12 protein-coding genes are annotated in these 14,838 nt (G+C 61.4%); 8 read left to right on the top strand and 4 right to left on the bottom strand.

Features of this window, described 5'->3' with window-relative positions:
* Positions 1-592 (top strand): transposase (locus MKZ40_RS09485; protein ID WP_282627841.1); only part of this gene is annotated, 592 nt, incomplete at its 5' end.
* A 183-nt stretch (positions 593-775) separates the two neighbouring features.
* Here MKZ40_RS09485 and MKZ40_RS09480 read toward each other — a convergent pair.
* Positions 776-1,090: a metalloregulator ArsR/SmtB family transcription factor gene (locus MKZ40_RS09480; protein WP_175088691.1), complete on the bottom strand. Its 315-nt coding sequence runs from the start codon at positions 1,088-1,090 to the stop codon at positions 776-778.
* 567 nt (positions 1,091-1,657) lie between these two features.
* Here MKZ40_RS09480 and MKZ40_RS09475 point away from each other — a divergent pair.
* Complete coding sequence (locus MKZ40_RS09475; protein ID WP_175088692.1) at positions 1,658-3,628, top strand: acetate--CoA ligase; 1,971 nt, start codon at positions 1,658-1,660, stop codon at positions 3,626-3,628.
* 128 nt (positions 3,629-3,756) lie between these two features.
* On the opposite strand, the gene MKZ40_RS09470 is transcribed toward MKZ40_RS09475, so the two are convergent.
* Positions 3,757-5,358, bottom strand: a complete 1,602-nt coding sequence (locus MKZ40_RS09470) for a Na+/H+ antiporter NhaC family protein (protein ID WP_175088693.1) — start codon at positions 5,356-5,358, stop codon at positions 3,757-3,759.
* 507 nt (positions 5,359-5,865) lie between these two features.
* Between MKZ40_RS09470 and MKZ40_RS09465 the strand changes: the two genes are divergently transcribed.
* The 3 genes from MKZ40_RS09465 to MKZ40_RS09455 all read left to right on the top strand — a co-directional run bounded on the left by MKZ40_RS09465 (position 5,866) and on the right by MKZ40_RS09455 (position 9,414).
* Positions 5,866-7,317 carry a sodium:alanine symporter family protein gene (locus MKZ40_RS09465; RefSeq protein WP_175088694.1) on the top strand — a complete coding sequence of 484 codons (1,452 nt, stop codon included), beginning with the start codon at positions 5,866-5,868 and terminating at the stop codon, positions 7,315-7,317.
* Between the two features lie 353 nt (positions 7,318-7,670).
* Positions 7,671-8,336, top strand: a complete 666-nt coding sequence (locus tag MKZ40_RS09460) for a 7-cyano-7-deazaguanine/7-aminomethyl-7-deazaguanine transporter (RefSeq protein WP_175088846.1) — start codon at positions 7,671-7,673, stop codon at positions 8,334-8,336.
* Between the two features lie 103 nt (positions 8,337-8,439).
* On the top strand, positions 8,440-9,414 hold the full coding sequence (locus MKZ40_RS09455) for a ParA family protein (protein ID WP_175088695.1): 975 nt from the start codon (positions 8,440-8,442) through the stop codon (positions 9,412-9,414).
* Between the two features lie 145 nt (positions 9,415-9,559).
* Here MKZ40_RS09455 and MKZ40_RS09450 read toward each other — a convergent pair whose 3' ends face one another.
* Positions 9,560-10,384, bottom strand: a complete 825-nt coding sequence (locus MKZ40_RS09450) for an inositol monophosphatase family protein (protein WP_043332713.1) — start codon at positions 10,382-10,384, stop codon at positions 9,560-9,562.
* A gap of 493 nt (positions 10,385-10,877) precedes the next feature.
* On the opposite strand from MKZ40_RS09450, the gene MKZ40_RS09445 reads away from it, so the two are divergent.
* Both MKZ40_RS09445 and MKZ40_RS09440 read left to right on the top strand, forming a co-directional pair.
* Entirely contained in the window at positions 10,878-12,179 is a 1,302-nt protein-coding gene (locus tag MKZ40_RS09445) for an alanine--glyoxylate aminotransferase family protein (protein ID WP_282627838.1), read from the top strand.
* A complete protein-coding gene (locus MKZ40_RS09440) occupies positions 12,176-13,495 on the top strand; it encodes an allantoate amidohydrolase (RefSeq protein ID WP_175088696.1) in 1,320 nt (439 codons plus the stop codon). Before MKZ40_RS09445 ends, MKZ40_RS09440 begins: the two co-directional genes overlap by 4 nt.
* A 50-nt stretch (positions 13,496-13,545) precedes the next feature.
* Here the strand turns inward: MKZ40_RS09440 and uraD are convergent, their stop codons facing one another.
* Positions 13,546-14,079, bottom strand: a complete 534-nt coding sequence (uraD, locus tag MKZ40_RS09435; protein WP_175088697.1) for a 2-oxo-4-hydroxy-4-carboxy-5-ureidoimidazoline decarboxylase — start codon at positions 14,077-14,079, stop codon at positions 13,546-13,548.
* Between the two features lie 397 nt (positions 14,080-14,476).
* On the opposite strand from uraD, the gene uraH reads away from it, so the two are divergent.
* The gene (uraH, locus tag MKZ40_RS09430; protein ID WP_175088698.1) at positions 14,477-14,830 is read left to right on the top strand and encodes a hydroxyisourate hydrolase; all 354 of its coding nucleotides are present in this window, start codon (positions 14,477-14,479) and stop codon (positions 14,828-14,830) included.
* Positions 14,831-14,838: the final 8 nt, after the last annotated feature.

Genomic DNA, 14,838 nt, shown 5'->3' with positions numbered 1-14,838 from the left:
TCCGGCCTTCCTCAATGGCACTGCTGAACATCTTCCTGATGCTCGAGTGACGGTTGACTGGTTCCATATCGTGCAGACGTTCACCAAGGCGTTGGATGAAGTGCGTAAGCGGGAACGTCGAGAAAAAGCCCATCCCAAGGCCCTGCGCTGGGCAGTGCTGAAAAGCATGGATAACCACAACCTGACGGAAAAGCAGCTGATCGCTCTCCGCGAGCTGGTTGCTGACCAAGGGGCTACCGCGAATGCATGGATCATCAAGGAAAAGCTGAGATGGATTCGTCGCGCACCGACAGCGCGTGGGGCTCGTTGGCGCATCACGAATTACCTCAATGTGATGCGTGAGGCAGTCGCCGGCCACACGCTTCTCAAGCCAATGGCAAAAGCACTCAATACGTTGGAGCGACATGCCGACCAGGTTGTAAGGCGCTGGTATTCAGGCCTGACGAACGCACGTCTGGAAGGCATGAATGGCCTCTTTCAGGCTGCCAGATCTCGTGCTCGCGGCTACCGAAACGAAAGCAATTTCATTGCGATGATCTACCTGATCGGCAGCCCCGTGGGGCGCATGCTGGATGAAGCCAAATCCACATGAAACGTCGAAGAGCCAATAAAAGAGATTGCCGTCGCTGGTAAAGAGAAGAGGCTTGGAAGGCCATTCCGTGGCCTGCCCGATCTTGTTGGAGTCGGCGAGTGATACAGATGTCTAGCGGGTCACGATCAGCGTGACTCAGCGACATTCCCCTCAGGGGCGTCAGTCACCGGCTGGCGCCCTTTTTCAGTTATAGAGGTCCTGCAGGGCACGAATGACACCTGTGGCGTTGGGGCCTTGCAGCGAATAGTAGATAGTCTGCGAAGCGCGGCGTGTGCGGACCATGCCTTCACGACGCAGAATGGCCAGATGCTGTGACAACGCGGATTGCGACAGCTCCAGGCGCGAGTTGAGCTCGCTCACCGACATTTCGCTGTCGCTGAGCAGGCACAGGATGCGCAGGCGGTTCTCGTTGCCCATCGCCTTGAGCAGGGCAGTGGCTTCTTCGATGACGCGGTCACCGGCCTGGTGCAGGGTGATGGCATCGCTGGACACTGGCATGGGGTTATTCCTTGCAGCTGTAGAAAGTGTTGCGTTCATGCGGTCTCTCCCGGTCGGTCTATCTTGATGCATCCCGAGGGACGCAATGGGCCATTGGCATGTTGTTATGACCTAACCTTGTTTTAGTGAATGATCAATAACTCCGCGTGCTACGTCCAAGACAATCTTAAACGGTAAATCATCGACATGGTCGTTCTCAGGCTTTGACTTTTGGTCGCATCTGCTGTGAGACCGTGTTCAAGCGTATGTTTCATTGCGCGAATGACGCCTTTCACGCTGTCAGGCCGTCTGCGACCAAGGACTGAGTATAAGACCATCAGACGCTGAAAACGGTGAGGCGAGTGAGTTTGAAGGGCGATTTTTGGCCTAAGGTTTCAACGTAACTATCGAGTCAGGTGTCTCTGTACTGCCTGCCCCTCTCTCCATCGTCGTCTGTCGCATCGCCTTTGGCGAGCGACATCAATGACGACATCAAAAGAGGTCCGGCCAACGGGCCCCGGGGAAAGGTCTTGCGTCAGGGCAGGCAAGAGATGCCCACAAAGCCATTCGTGGATCACGAGGTACGCCATGCCCGACGCCAATCACTCCTGTGCACGCGAGCGTTATCTAGCTCTGACGGCGAAAGCCAACGAGACACCAGAAGACTTCTGGGCTGAGCAGGCGCAACGCATCGCCTGGTTTCGCCCGCCGCAGACCATTCTGGCCTGGGATGAGCAACAGCATGCGCGCTGGTTCATCGATGGCGAGATGAACATCTGCCATGCCGCGCTCGACCACCACGTCGCCAATGGGCGAGCGGATCAAGTCGCGCTGTACTGGGACTCGCCGGTCACCCAGAGCAAGCGGCAGTACACGTTTCGTGAGCTGCGTGATGAGGTGGCTCTGCTGGCGGGGGGGCTGCGCAATCTCGGGGTGGAGAAGGGCGACCGTGTCGTGATCTACATGCCGATGGTCGCCGAGGCCATGATGGCGATGCTGGCCTGTGCCCGCCTAGGGGCGGTGCATTCGGTGGTCTTCGGCGGCTTTTCCCCCAAGGAGCTGGCGGTACGCATCGATGATGCCGCGCCCAAGGTGATCATGGCAGCGTCCTGCGGGGTGGAAGTCGATCGCATCATTCCCTACAAGCCCTGGCTGGATGAGGCCATCGAGCTTGCCGAGCATACCCCGCAAGCCTGTCTGATCCTGCAGCGTGAACAGCAGCGGGCGACACTCGGGCCGCGTGATCATGACTGGCATGAGTGTCTGGCCAGCGCCCAGGCCACTGAAGCGGTCAGCATGATGGGTAGTGAACCTCTCTATGTCCTCTATACCTCCGGCACGACTGGCAAGCCCAAGGGAGTGGTGCGTGATCACGCCGGCTACGCCGTGGCGCTGCATTATTCAATGGAGCTTCTCTATGCGACCCGCCCCGGCGATACCTTCATGGCGGCCTCGGACATTGGCTGGGTCGTCGGTCACTCCTATATCGTTTATGGCCCGCTGCTGATGGGGGCCAGTACCGTCATGTATGAAGGCAAGCCGGTCAAGACACCGGATGCCGGAGCCTTCTGGCGCTTGATCGAGGAATACCACATCAACTGCTTCTTCACCGCGCCCACGGCGTTCCGCGCCATGAAGAAGGAAGACCCGGAAGCCAGTCATATGGCCAACTACGATCTTTCCAGCCTGCGCAGTCTGTTTCTGGCCGGAGAGCGACTGGACCCGCCGACCTATCACTGGCTCGCCGACCTCTTGCCAGTGCCGGTCGTCGATCATTGGTGGCAGACCGAAACCGGCTGGCCCATCGCCGGCAACCTTTTGGGGCTGGACATGCTCACCGAAGGCAGTCGCGAGGTGACGGCGCCGGTCGAGGCACGTGCCGGTAGTGCCACCTGGCCGTTGCCGGGCTTCAATGTACAGATTCTCGATGGCATGGGGGATGAGGTTCCCACGGGAGAGCAGGGCAATGTCGTGTTGCGTCAGCCGTTGCCGCCGGGCTGCCTGACCGGACTCTATCAGGACCCCGGGCGTTTCCATGTAGCCTATCTGGCCGCCTACCCCGGCTACTACCTGTCCGGGGATGGCGGCTACTTCGATGAGCAGGGCTATCTGTTCGTGATGGGACGCATTGATGATGTCATCAATGTGGCGGGGCACCGCCTGTCGACGGGCGAGATGGAGCAGGTGCTCGGTGCACACGCCGCGATCGCGGAATGCGCTGTGATCGGCATCGAGGACTCGCTCAAGGGCGAGATGCCGTTGGGACTGGTGATTCTCAAGGATGGCTGGCAAGGGGATGAAGCCAGCCTGTGCGCCGAGCTTGCCCAGCGGATACGCGAGGAAATCGGGGCCTTTGCCTCGCTCAAGGAGGTGCTGGTCGTCGAGCGCCTGCCCAAGACGCGCTCAGGCAAGATACTGCGCAAGATGATCCGTCAGATCGCCGCGGGCGAGCAATACCAGGTGCCCTCGACGATAGATGATCCCTCAAGCCTGGAGGATGTGCGTGAAGCCCTGAGCGATGCTGGCGTCGGTCAGGCGAGGGAGGCACGTAGCGCATGAATCGAGGCGCATGAGCCGATGCAGTGATATCGCGGACGCATGACGCGGTCCGTGCTGCTCCAACAAGGCAAAAGCCCCCGCCATGAGACATGGCGGGGGCTTTTTTCAGCAAGGCAGCATTTATTGCATCACGTGCGTGCCACGACCGGATCGGCCATCTCGCGGCGTGCAAGCCATGCAATGCTGATGACCAGCAGACCCGCCAGGCTCAACCAGCCGAACAGGGTGCTGTCGGTCACACCCATCACCAGGTAGGCGATCAGCGAGATCGCGGCACCCAGCAGGGCGTAGGGCAACTGGGTGATCACGTGATCGATATGGTGGCAGCTGGCACCCGTCGAGGACAGGATGGTGGTGTCGGAAATCGGCGAGCAGTGATCCCCGAACACGGAGCCGGCCAGCACCGCCCCCATCATCGGCAGCATCATGGCGAGCTCGGTGGCGGCCGCCATGTCACCGGCAATGGGCAGCATGATGCCGAAGGTGCCCCAGCTGGTGCCGGTGGCAAAGGCCATCAGGCCGGAGAGCACGAACAGCAGCATCGGCAGCCAAGTCGGAGACACGACGCCCTCGACCAGTGTGGCGAGGTACTGACCGGTCCCCAGAGAGCCGATGATGCCGGTCAGCAGCCAGGCGAAGACGAGGATATAGACGGCAGGCAGCATGGAACTGGCGCCCTGGGCGATGGCGCTGAGACTGCGACCAGCGCCCATGCGATGCCGAAGCAGCATCGCTACCGCAGCCAGCAGACCGATGGCGCCGCCGATGATCAGCGATTTGGCGACATCCGTCAGTTCAAAGGCGCGAATCAGGCCGAAGGCCTCACCCTCGGCGGCCAGTGCGCTGGCGCCGGTCTGCACGATCATGAAGAAGGTTGCGATGACCAGCACGATGATCGGGATCAGCAGGTCCATCGGGCGGCCACGCTCGGACTCTTCCACGTGGGTGTTGCCTGGCGGATTGCCGCGCTTGGCATCGAAAAGCTCACCGTCGCGCGCCGCGATGGCATGACGGCGCATGGCACCGAAGTTGATGTCGAACCAGGCGGAGGCGATCACCAGCACCAGCGCCGCAATCGCGTAGTAGTTGAAGGCGGATAGCTCGAGGAAGGCACCGAACGGGCTGACATTCGTGATGTGGTGGGTCGCCAGAATACCGGCGATCAGGCTGATGATGTAGGCACCCCAGCTGGAGATCGGCGTCAGCACGCAGACGGGAGCGGCGGTGGAGTCGATAAGATAGGCCAGGCGCGCGCGCGACAGCCCCTGACGATCGGTCAGTGGACGACAGATGTTGCCCACGGCCAGGCTATTGAAATAATCATCGATGAAGATGAATACCCCCAGCAGCACGGTCATCAGCTGCGAGCCACGGCGGGTAGTGACTCGCGCCCGCGCCCAGTTGCCGAAGGCTCGGGTGCCGCCTGCCAGTGTGATCACGCCGACCATGGCACCCAAGGCCAGCAGGAACAGCAGAATATAGACATTCCAGCTGTTGAGGCTGGCATCGGCAAGCTGACCGCTGTCCGGCATTTCGATGAAGACGGCAACCAGTTGCTGCCAGAGATAGTGCAGCGTGACGAGCGGCGAGAAATCATTCAGCAGCAGGGCGCCTGACACGATACCCAGCCCGAGGGAGAGCATGACACGACGTGTCAGTATTGCGAGACCGATGGCTATGATCGGGGCGAGCAGCGAAAGCGGGGACGCCGCGTAGCTGGTCAGTTCCATGTATCACCTGTAATCAAAGGCAGGCGCCGGGACAATGCGCACTGCCGGGTGCCGTGATGGCGGTTATGGTGCGTGGGTGTCAGGGAGTTGCACCGCCTGATCGCAGCGCACACTCACGGGATCGCCGTTGCGCAACGGCAATCGATGAGTCGCGAGCATGCGCCCGACAAGTCCTGGGCCGCCACTGGCAGGCGGCGACTTCCGGAAGGGGGCGCATTATGCCCGAGCCAAACAAGACGTGAAACATTCCCGTGTTCATCTAAAGTCTAGATCGCAGTGAAAAACACCGCCATTGCGCTATTTTTCCCCTAGAATTCGGGCGTAGAAGACCGCTTTACAGTGGGCTCTTCTTGCTTATCCCCGTGGGATATGAAGAATGGCGCTCACCAAAGCATGTCGAGCAACCTGATCGTAGTGGTTGCTCGCTGTCAGTCGCAGGAAAGTCATGGGCTTTCCGTTGCTCTGTCAGCGTCGACAAGACCAAAAACCCGCCAAAGCGAGACCGACATGTCGGAAACAACGTCCATCATTCCAGCGCCGATCCTGGCGTTGATCGATGCAGGCAATGGCCTGCTGTGGGGCAGTGTATTGATTTACCTGCTCATCGGAGCGGGTCTCTTCTTCACGGTCATGACCAAGGGTATCCAGTTCCGTTATTTCGGGCACATGTGGAAGCTGCTTGCCACATCTCGTCAGGGCAGTGAAGGCGGCATCTCTTCCTTCCAGGCGTTGGCCACTTCTCTGGCGGCGCGCGTCGGTACCGGTAATCTCGCCGGTGTCGCCGTGGCGATTTCACTGGGTGGCCCGGGCGCCATCTTCTGGATGTGGATGACGGCGCTGGTCGGCATGTCCACCAGCTTCATCGAGTCCACCCTGGCGCAGGCCTACAAGGTCTCGCATGAAGACAACACCTTCCGTGGTGGCCCGGCCTATTACATCGAGAAGGGCCTCGGTCAGCGCTGGATGGCCATCCTGTTCTCAGTGTGTCTGATCATCGCCTTCGGTCTGGCCTTCAACTCCGTGCAGTCCAACTCCATTGCGCTGGCCATGGAGCAGGCCTTCAGCGTGCCGCCGTGGATCATGGGCGTGGTGCTGGTCGTGGTCATGGTGCCGATCATCTTCGGTGGCATGAAGCGCATCACGCGTACCGCTGAGCTGATCGTGCCGATCATGGCACTGCTCTATCTGCTGCTGGCCATCTTCGTCGTGGCCATCAACATCACCGAGCTGCCGGCTGCGCTGGGCACCATCTTCCGCAGTGCCTTCGGTCTTGAGCAGGCCGCAGGTGGCGCGCTGGGTTACACCATCGCCCAGGCGATGATGAATGGCATCAAGCGGGGCCTGTTCTCCAACGAAGCAGGCATGGGTTCCGCCCCGAACGCCGCCGCGATGGCGACCACCAAGCACCCGGCCTCCCAGGGCTTCGTCCAGATGCTCGGCGTGTTCATCGACACCCTGGTCATCTGCACCGCGACCGCGGCCATCATCATCATGAGTGGCACCCTGGGCAACGATGGCGGCAATGACGGCATCCAGATCACTCAGGCGGCGCTGTCCTCACAGGTCGGTAGCTGGGGTGGCGGCTTCGTGGCGATCGCCATTCTGCTGTTCGCCTTCACCTCCCTGGTGGCGAACTACTCCTATGGCGAGTCCAACATCGAGTACATTTCCGGCAAGAAGAACGCCAAGGCCGTCATCATGGTCTACCGCTTCGCTGTTCTCGGCATGGTCATGCTCGGTGCTGTCGCCAGCCTGAAGAACATCTGGAACTTCGCTGATCTGTCGATGGGCGCGATGGCCTTGATCAACCTGATCGCCATCCTGCTGCTGTCGCCGCTGGCCTTCCGTATCTTCAAGGATTACGACCGTCAGCATAAGGCCGGCAAGGAGCCGACCTTTGATCCGGAGCAGTTCCCGGAGCTCAAGGGCAAGGTCGATGCCAGCATCTGGAAGAAGTGACTCTGACACTCGCTTTCATTGCATGAATTTCATTGCAACACTGTCTTTGCAGCATAAGGGCCGCCTAGGGAGACTGATGGCCTGACCATCTGGCCAGATTTTCCCCGCAGGTACCTGTCAATGGCCGCGCATCGTGATACGATGCGCGGCCATTTTGTGTTCTGGCGATGTGCAAGCCTTGCTGCGACTGTCAGTGAAGCATGCCGGTTGCGCCATGCCTGCGGCGCTCGATCGCTACGACATGGCGTCAGGCCATGGCTACTGATGTCAGCATCGACGACGCAAACCTCAACACGCTCGTGACAGGGTTCCCTCACCCCTGGACGACGGCTTTGATCAAAAAAGGACCTGCAATGCTACTCCTCTCGTCTGCCCAGACGCAGCGCGCACTCGTCGCACTGTCCCTGTTTCACATCCTCATCATCACCGCCAGCAATTACCTGGTGCAGTTGCCGATGACCCTGTTCGGCTTCCATACCACCTGGGGCGCCTTCAGTTTCCCGTTCATTTTCCTGGCAACGGATCTGACGGTGCGTCTGTTCGGCAAGTATCAGGCGCGGCGCATCATTGCGGTGGTCATGCTGCCGGCGCTGTTGGTCAGCTATATGGTGTCGGTGATGTTCCAGGCGGGCAGCTTTGCCGGGGTAGAGGCATTGGCGGACTTCAACCTGTTCGTGGCCCGTATCGCGCTGGCAAGCTTCATTGCCTACGTGATCGGTCAATTGCTCGACATTCAGGTGTTCGATCGACTGCGCCGCAATGCCCACTGGTGGATCGCACCGTTGGCGTCGACATTGTTCGGCAATCTCGCTGACACCTTTGCCTTCTTCTCGGTAGCGTTCCGCAATGGGCCTGATGCTTTCATGGCGGCTCACTGGATCGAGATCGCCTGGGTGGATTACGCGATCAAGTTGGCCATCTCGATCTTGCTGTTCCTGCCGATGTACGGATTGTTGCTCAACCGCCTCACGAACCAGTTGCTCAAGCGCGGCCTGGTCGATGAGCGAGAGCCTGTCTGACATAAAACGGTCATATCATTTTCTCCCGTTTCGCCGTGGTCAGTCAGGGACATGGCACTGGATTGTGCTAACGTTGCACAAACTGGAATGACGGGAGGGAGCCATGAAAATCGCTGCGGTGTACAGCATCAAAGGGGGCGTGGGCAAGACTGCTTCTGCCATCAATCTGGCGCACTGTGCCGCCAACAGTGGCCTGCGTGTGTTGCTGTGGGATCTTGATCCGCAGGCCGCTGCGACCTTTTATGTGCGTACCAAGCCCAAGCTGAAGGGTGGGGTCGAAAAACTGATCAGCGGCAAGCAGGACATGTCCCGCGTCATTCGTTCCACGGATTATCAGAACCTGGATGTCCTGCCGGCGGAATTTTCCTACCGCAATCTCGACCACATTCTCGAGGAAGAGAAGCGAACCCGACTGCGCAAGGTCCTAAAGCCGGTTCGCGATGACTACGACCTTGTCATCCTCGATTGTCCGCCGAGCATTTCCAGTCTTTCCGAGCAGGTCTTCGCCTCTGCCGATACCCTGCTGGTGCCGCTCATTCCCACGGTCCTGTCGTTGCGTACCCTGGAGCAACTGAACGCCTATCTGGCCGAGATCGATCTCGATGTGCCTGTCTGGCCGTTCTTCACTCTGGTGGATCGCCGCAAGACATTGCACAAGGGTGTGATGGAATCGCTCAAGCAGGATTATCCGTTGCAACTCAGTGGCTATATCCCGTATTCCAGCGTGGTCGAGCGTATGGGAATCGAGCGCAAACCCATCGGGACTTTCTCGCGCAACAGCTCACCGGCGGTCAGCTATCGCAGCCTGTGGCAGGAAATCGGCCAACGCCTGAGCCTGCTCAAGGAGCCGACGGTGTCGCCAGCCGCCGCCAAGGCTGCTGAGGCTGAATCAACCGCCACCGCGCCTCAAGGTGCTGCCACCGGCAAGGCCAGCGCCAAAGGGGAGGCGGCCAGCAAGAAAGCGGGCGGCGCTGACAAGAAGCCGGCGAGCAAGCCTTCCGCCAGTAAAGACTCCCGCAAGGCCTCCAGCAAGTCGGCCGCCAAGGGCAAGAAGAAGGGCGGTAACTTGGGCGATTGATGCCGAGTGTCAGCCAGCCAGAAACACAGAGCCCCGCCAATTGGCGGGGCTCTTGCGTATTGCAGCGGCAGTCTGTCATTAAAGTCACGTCATGAAAGTCATGTCATCACAGTCGCGTCACTACAGTCTTTGACGAAGCACTTCGCTACAGCCCCGGCAGCCCTGAACTGGCATCGGCCTCTTCCAACAGACGCTTGAGCGGAGCATGCAAGGCTGGTGAGGCCACCACGATATTCTCGCCATAAAGCTCATCGGGAATGCCGTCCGGACAGCGATACAGGTGCCCCGTGCGTGCGCCGGCTTCACGCGCGATCAGAAGGCCCGCCGCAAAGTCCCAGGGGGAGACGCTTTCGTAATAGGCATCTAGGCGTCCACACGCCACATCACAGAGATCCAGCGCGGCACTGCCGTTGCGGCGCACGTCCTGGCAGACCAGCAGCATGGCCGAGAGGCGCTTGAGCAGCGGCGGACGGCTGTCACGGTTGTAGGGGAAGCCGGTCGCGACCAGTGCGCGGCTCATTTCATCGGTCTCACTGACTGAAATGCTCTCGCCGTTGAGCCAGGCCCCCTTGCCGCGGATGGCGGTGAAGGTCTCGCCAAGGAAGGGCGCATGCACGACCCCCATCTGGATCTTGCCGCGCTCGCACCAGGCGATGGACACGGCGACATGGCGCAGGCCATGGGCAAAATTGACGGTACCGTCGATGGGGTCGATCACCCACAGGCCACCCTTGGTACCGATCACGTCCCGCTCGGGCGACAGCTCTTCGGTAAGGCGCGCATCCTCGGGAAATTCGGCTTCGAGCGCTTCCGCCAGGAAGGTATCGATCGCCACGTCGATGTCGGTGACCAGCTCATCGCCTTTCTTGTAATGGTGCGCGAAACCCTGTTCCTCGCGCGCTTGCACCATGCGTTCACCAGCCTGTCTGGCCAGTTCCGTTGCTCGTTCCAGGCGTTGTTCCAGCGTCATGTAGCTCTCCGGCAGCGATGATCAGGTCGGATGAGGCAACCCTCACTCATCCGATGTCTCCTTGTATAACAGACTCATGTGGCGAGTTCAGCCTCGGGCAGTGGGCCGGCGCATGAAACAGATAATGAAAGCGTCGATTCATCTCATTCATGCCCCGTCATGGTGCCTGGCAGGCAAGGCATGCACTGTCAGAGCGATACTGGGCAGTGTGGTCAGCAAGATTATAGCGTTATCTTGGAGCCATGCCGTCTTTTGCCGAGGTGTCTTTCTGTCACTCGGTTATCAGGTTGCCTGGTTGCCTGGTTGCCTGGTTGCCTTTTGCCCCTCGATGCCCACGCCATGACAGGGAGGGGGCGCCCGTCAAATACACCGGCAATTCAACATTCGTTTCATTTATGAAATTCTGGCGCACTTGTTGCAGTAGTCTGGGCATGAGGCTCGGCGAGTTGGCGAGTCTTTCCGCATTCCATGCCCTGCTGCACGAGGAGCGACCGTGAGCTCGACCTTTGACCAGATTCATCCTCCCCAACGCCTGCTGATGGGCCCCGGTCCGATCAATGCGGACCCGCGTGTATTGCGAGCGCTTTCCGCTCCCTTGATCGGCCAGTACGACCCGGCGATGACGCACTACATGAACGAGACGATGCAGCTCTATCGCGGCGTCTTCGAGACCACCAATGATGCCACCCTGTTGATCGATGGCACCTCGCGTGCCGGTATCGAGGCGGTGCTGGTCTCGTTGATCCAGCCAGGGGAGCGTGTGCTGGTGCCGATCTTCGGCCGCTTCGGTCATCTGCTGCGCGAGATCGCCGAGCGCTGCGGTGCCGAGGTGCATACGCTGGAATGCGAGTGGGGGCAAGTGTTCCGCCCGGAGCAGATCGAAGCCGCCATTCGCGAGGTCAAACCCAGCGTGCTGGCTCTGGTGCAGGGCGATACCTCGACCACCATGTGCCAACCCCTCGAGGAGATCGGCGCCATCTGTCGCCGCGAAGGCGTGCTGTTCTACAGCGATGCCACGGCCTCGCTGGCGGGCAATCCGCTCAAGACGGACGATTGGGGGCTGGACGCCGTCACCGCCGGCTTGCAGAAATGCCTCGCCGGTCCGTCAGGCAGTTCGCCGTTGACGTTGTCGCCGCGTGCGGTGGAGGTGGTGCATTCGCGTCGCCATGTCGAGGCCGGCATCAGCAGCGGGGCGGACCGGCTGGCGGAGCCGGGCGCACGCATTCGCTCCAACTATTTCGATCTCTCCATGGTGCTCGATTACTGGGGTGAGCTGCGCCTCAATCACCACACCGAAGCCACCAGCATGCTGTATGGCGCACGTGAGTGTGCGCGCCTGCTGGTCAATGAGGGCATGGACAACGCCATCGCGCGCCATGCGTTGCATGGCCAGGCGATGGTCGAGGGCTTGAAGGGGCTGGGGCTCGCGCTGTTCGGCGACCAGGCCCACCGCATGAACAACGTCAGCGCGGTGATGATTCCCGACGGCCTGGATGGCGATGGCCTGCGCCGCAGCATGCTGGAGGACTTCGGCATCGAGATCGGCACCAGTTTCGGCCCGCTGCATGGCAAGGTCTGGCGTCTCGGCGTGATGGGCTACAACGCGCGTCGCGATACCGTGCTGACCACGCTGGCGGCGCTGGAGCAGACCCTGCGCCGTGGTGGCGTCAAGACTCTGCCCGGCGGTGGCGTCGGCGCCGCGCTGGACTTCTATCAGGAGCATCAGGGTCAGGCGGCCAATGGTCATGTCAATCCCAACACGGGAGGCCAGCCATTAACGATGCAGGATCCATGAGGGCAGACGCCATCGCGCCGCTGGAAACGGCCGCCGATGTGCTGACCGCCTGCGACACACTGGCGGCGATCTCACGCAGCGAAAGCGGGATAGACCGCCGCTATCTGACGCCGGAACACGCCGCCGCCAACGCCACCACGGCTGGCTGGCTCAAGGCCGCCGGTCTGCGCAGCTGGCAGGATGGCGCCGGCAATCTCTGGGGCCGCTGGTGTCCACCCGCTCTCACCGCTGCCGCTGACAGCGAAGCCGGCGTGCCGCGTCTGGTGATCGGCTCGCATCTGGACAGCGTGCCGGACGCCGGCCGTTATGACGGCATTCTTGGTGTCCTGCTCGGGGTGGCCGCCTTGACGCATTTCAGGCAGCGTGCCGATGCGGGCGAGCAGAGCTTGCCCTTCGCGCTGGAAGTGGTCGGTTTCGGTGATGAAGAGGGTACCCGCTTCGGTGCGACCCTGCTCGGCAGCCATGCCATCGCCGGACGCTGGCAGTCGGATTGGGAGCGGATAGAGGATGAGGACGGCATCACGCTTGGTGACGCGCTCGAACGCTTCGGGCTTTCCGGGCAGGCGGCCGCCGGGGCCAGCCTGCAGGCTAATCCGCCGCTGGGCTATCTGGAAGTCCACATAGAGCAGGGCCCGGTGCTGGAAGCCGAGAATCTGGCGCTGGGCACCGTGACGGGGATCGCTGGTGCGCGACGCTTCGCGGTCAACTTCGTCGGCCAGGCGGGGCATGCCGGCACCACGCCGATGGCGCTGCGTCAGGATGCGCTGTGTGCGGCGGCGGAGTGGACACTGGCGGTGGAAGCCCTGGCGCGTGATGTCCAGGCGGGCAAGCGCGCTGACATGGCGGACCACTCGCTGGTCGCGACCGTGGGCTGTTGCGAGCTGCATCCCGGGGCGGTGAATGTCATCCCCGGGGGGGCAGCGCTGAGTCTGGATATCCGCGCGCTGGACGATGCGCAGCGGGACCGAGCGCTGGATGAACTCTTGAACGAGGCGCACCGAATCGCGGCGCGACGGGGCCTCACCTTCCACTGCGAGCAGACGCATGCGGCCGACGCCATGGCCTGTGACGAGGGATTGATGCAGGCCGTCGATGCCGGCATCGCCGTCACCGGTCAGGTGCCATTCCGGCTACCGAGTGGCGCCGGACATGACGCCATGGCGATCAGCCATCTGTGCCCGGTGGGCATGCTGTTCGTGCGCTGTGAGCGCGGTATCAGCCACCACCCGCTGGAGGCGGTGTCCGAAGACGATGTCGCCAAGGCCCTGGCGGCACTGATCGCCAGCATCGAGGCCGTGGCCGCCAGGCACGTGTGAGACAGAGCGCTTGAGACAGAGCGCCTCGGCGGCCGCAACGGTGCTGGTCGTCAACTGGCCTCGAGCAGGCCCGGCAGGCGCACTGCGGCGATCGCATTTATCTGGGCCAATGCTTCCTGATATTCCGCCTCGGTGGATTGCGGCAGGCGGCGCTCCAGTTCCTCGAGAATGCTTGAGGCGCTGTGGCCCTTGACGCAGATGATGAATGGAATGCCATGACGCGCCTGATAGTCGGCATTGGCCGTCAGGAATCGTTCACGTGTGGCGTCATCGAGCTGATCGAGCCCTGCGCCTCGCTGCTCACCCTGCGAGGCGGGCGTCAGGGCCTCCAGCTTGCCGGCAGCCAGCTCTGGATGGGCCAGAATCAATTGGTGACGCTCGGCATCACTGGCCTGGCGTACTGCGTTGGCACACGCCGTCAGCAGGACTTCCATGCTCGCGAATGGGCGCTCTGCCGCGGCGCGTTCCACCACCCAGTCCGAGTGCTCATAGAGACCACTCAAGCGTCGTGCCAGCGCCTCGGGTGGCAGGGCGTTGAGCGTGTCCAGCATCACCAGATAGTGCATCGGGGTCTCGATTGGCATACGCCTTGCTCCAGAGAGGGGGATAGGTTTGAAAAGCTCACGGAATCATCAGCTTGCAAGGCACATGCCGTCGCTGGCAACGCGCCTGACCAACGCTCGGTCACACGCTGCATCGCCATGCCAGCGGGTGGACGACAAGGCTGTATCGCCTCCGACTTGCCTGGCGGCGCCGAGCGGCGCCTGCGATGGGGAGATACGGCTTGCACCTTGACCGATCGGTCAGAATGCAGCAATGCACTCATCGGGGGCAATACCACCAACCGCTGACGGCAGGTCAGAACAGGGCAAGCCAGAAAACCGAAACACGGCCGTCTTTCGCAGGGCTTCATTTGTACAGGCCCCCGTCGTACAGGGCCCAGCCGTACCCGCCACACCCACACAAGAACAGGAAATCGCCATGCCCAGACTGACGACGCATGTGCTCAACCAGGCCGAAGGCATCGCTGCCAGCGGTGTGCATATCACCCTGGAGCACCAGGATGCGCAGGGTCACTTCCACGAGATCGCGCAGGTCACCACCAATGCCGATGGGCGCCTCGATGCACCGCTGCTTGAGGAAAGCGACGCTTCCGCTGATCTCTCCGGCGTCTATCGTCTGACGTTTCAGGTCGGGGATTACTTTGCCAGCCGCGCGGTGGGCAAGGGCATGCTCGGCCGGGTGCCGGTCGAGTTCACGCTGGAGGCCAACGGCCATTATCACATTCCGCTGCTGGTCACCCCGTGGGCCTACAGTGTCTACCGCGGCAGCTAAGGAGCCGG

This window comes from Cobetia sp. BMC6 (assembly GCF_029991385.1).
In the GTDB taxonomy this organism is placed as follows: Bacteria; Pseudomonadota; Gammaproteobacteria; order Pseudomonadales; family Halomonadaceae; genus Cobetia.
This window is presented reverse-complemented; position numbering and strand designations above follow the sequence as displayed.

Bases quoted from the DNA above. Each gene is read 5' to 3' on its own strand.
- MKZ40_RS09480 (WP_175088691.1), bottom strand. From the start codon at position 1,090: ATGCCAGTGTCCAGCGATGCCATCACCCTGCACCAGGCCGGTGACCGC.
- MKZ40_RS09475 (WP_175088692.1), top strand. From the start codon at position 1,658: ATGCCCGACGCCAATCACTCCTGTGCACGCGAGCGTTATCTAGCTCTG.
- MKZ40_RS09470 (WP_175088693.1), bottom strand. From the start codon at position 5,358: ATGGAACTGACCAGCTACGCGGCGTCCCCGCTTTCGCTGCTCGCCCCG.
- MKZ40_RS09465 (WP_175088694.1), top strand. From the start codon at position 5,866: ATGTCGGAAACAACGTCCATCATTCCAGCGCCGATCCTGGCGTTGATC.
- MKZ40_RS09460 (WP_175088846.1), top strand. From the start codon at position 7,671: ATGCTACTCCTCTCGTCTGCCCAGACGCAGCGCGCACTCGTCGCACTG.
- MKZ40_RS09455 (WP_175088695.1), top strand. From the start codon at position 8,440: ATGAAAATCGCTGCGGTGTACAGCATCAAAGGGGGCGTGGGCAAGACT.
- MKZ40_RS09450 (WP_043332713.1), bottom strand. From the start codon at position 10,384: ATGACGCTGGAACAACGCCTGGAACGAGCAACGGAACTGGCCAGACAG.
- MKZ40_RS09440 (WP_175088696.1), top strand. From the start codon at position 12,176: ATGAGGGCAGACGCCATCGCGCCGCTGGAAACGGCCGCCGATGTGCTG.
- uraD (WP_175088697.1), bottom strand. From the start codon at position 14,079: ATGCCAATCGAGACCCCGATGCACTATCTGGTGATGCTGGACACGCTC.
- uraH (WP_175088698.1), top strand. From the start codon at position 14,477: ATGCCCAGACTGACGACGCATGTGCTCAACCAGGCCGAAGGCATCGCT.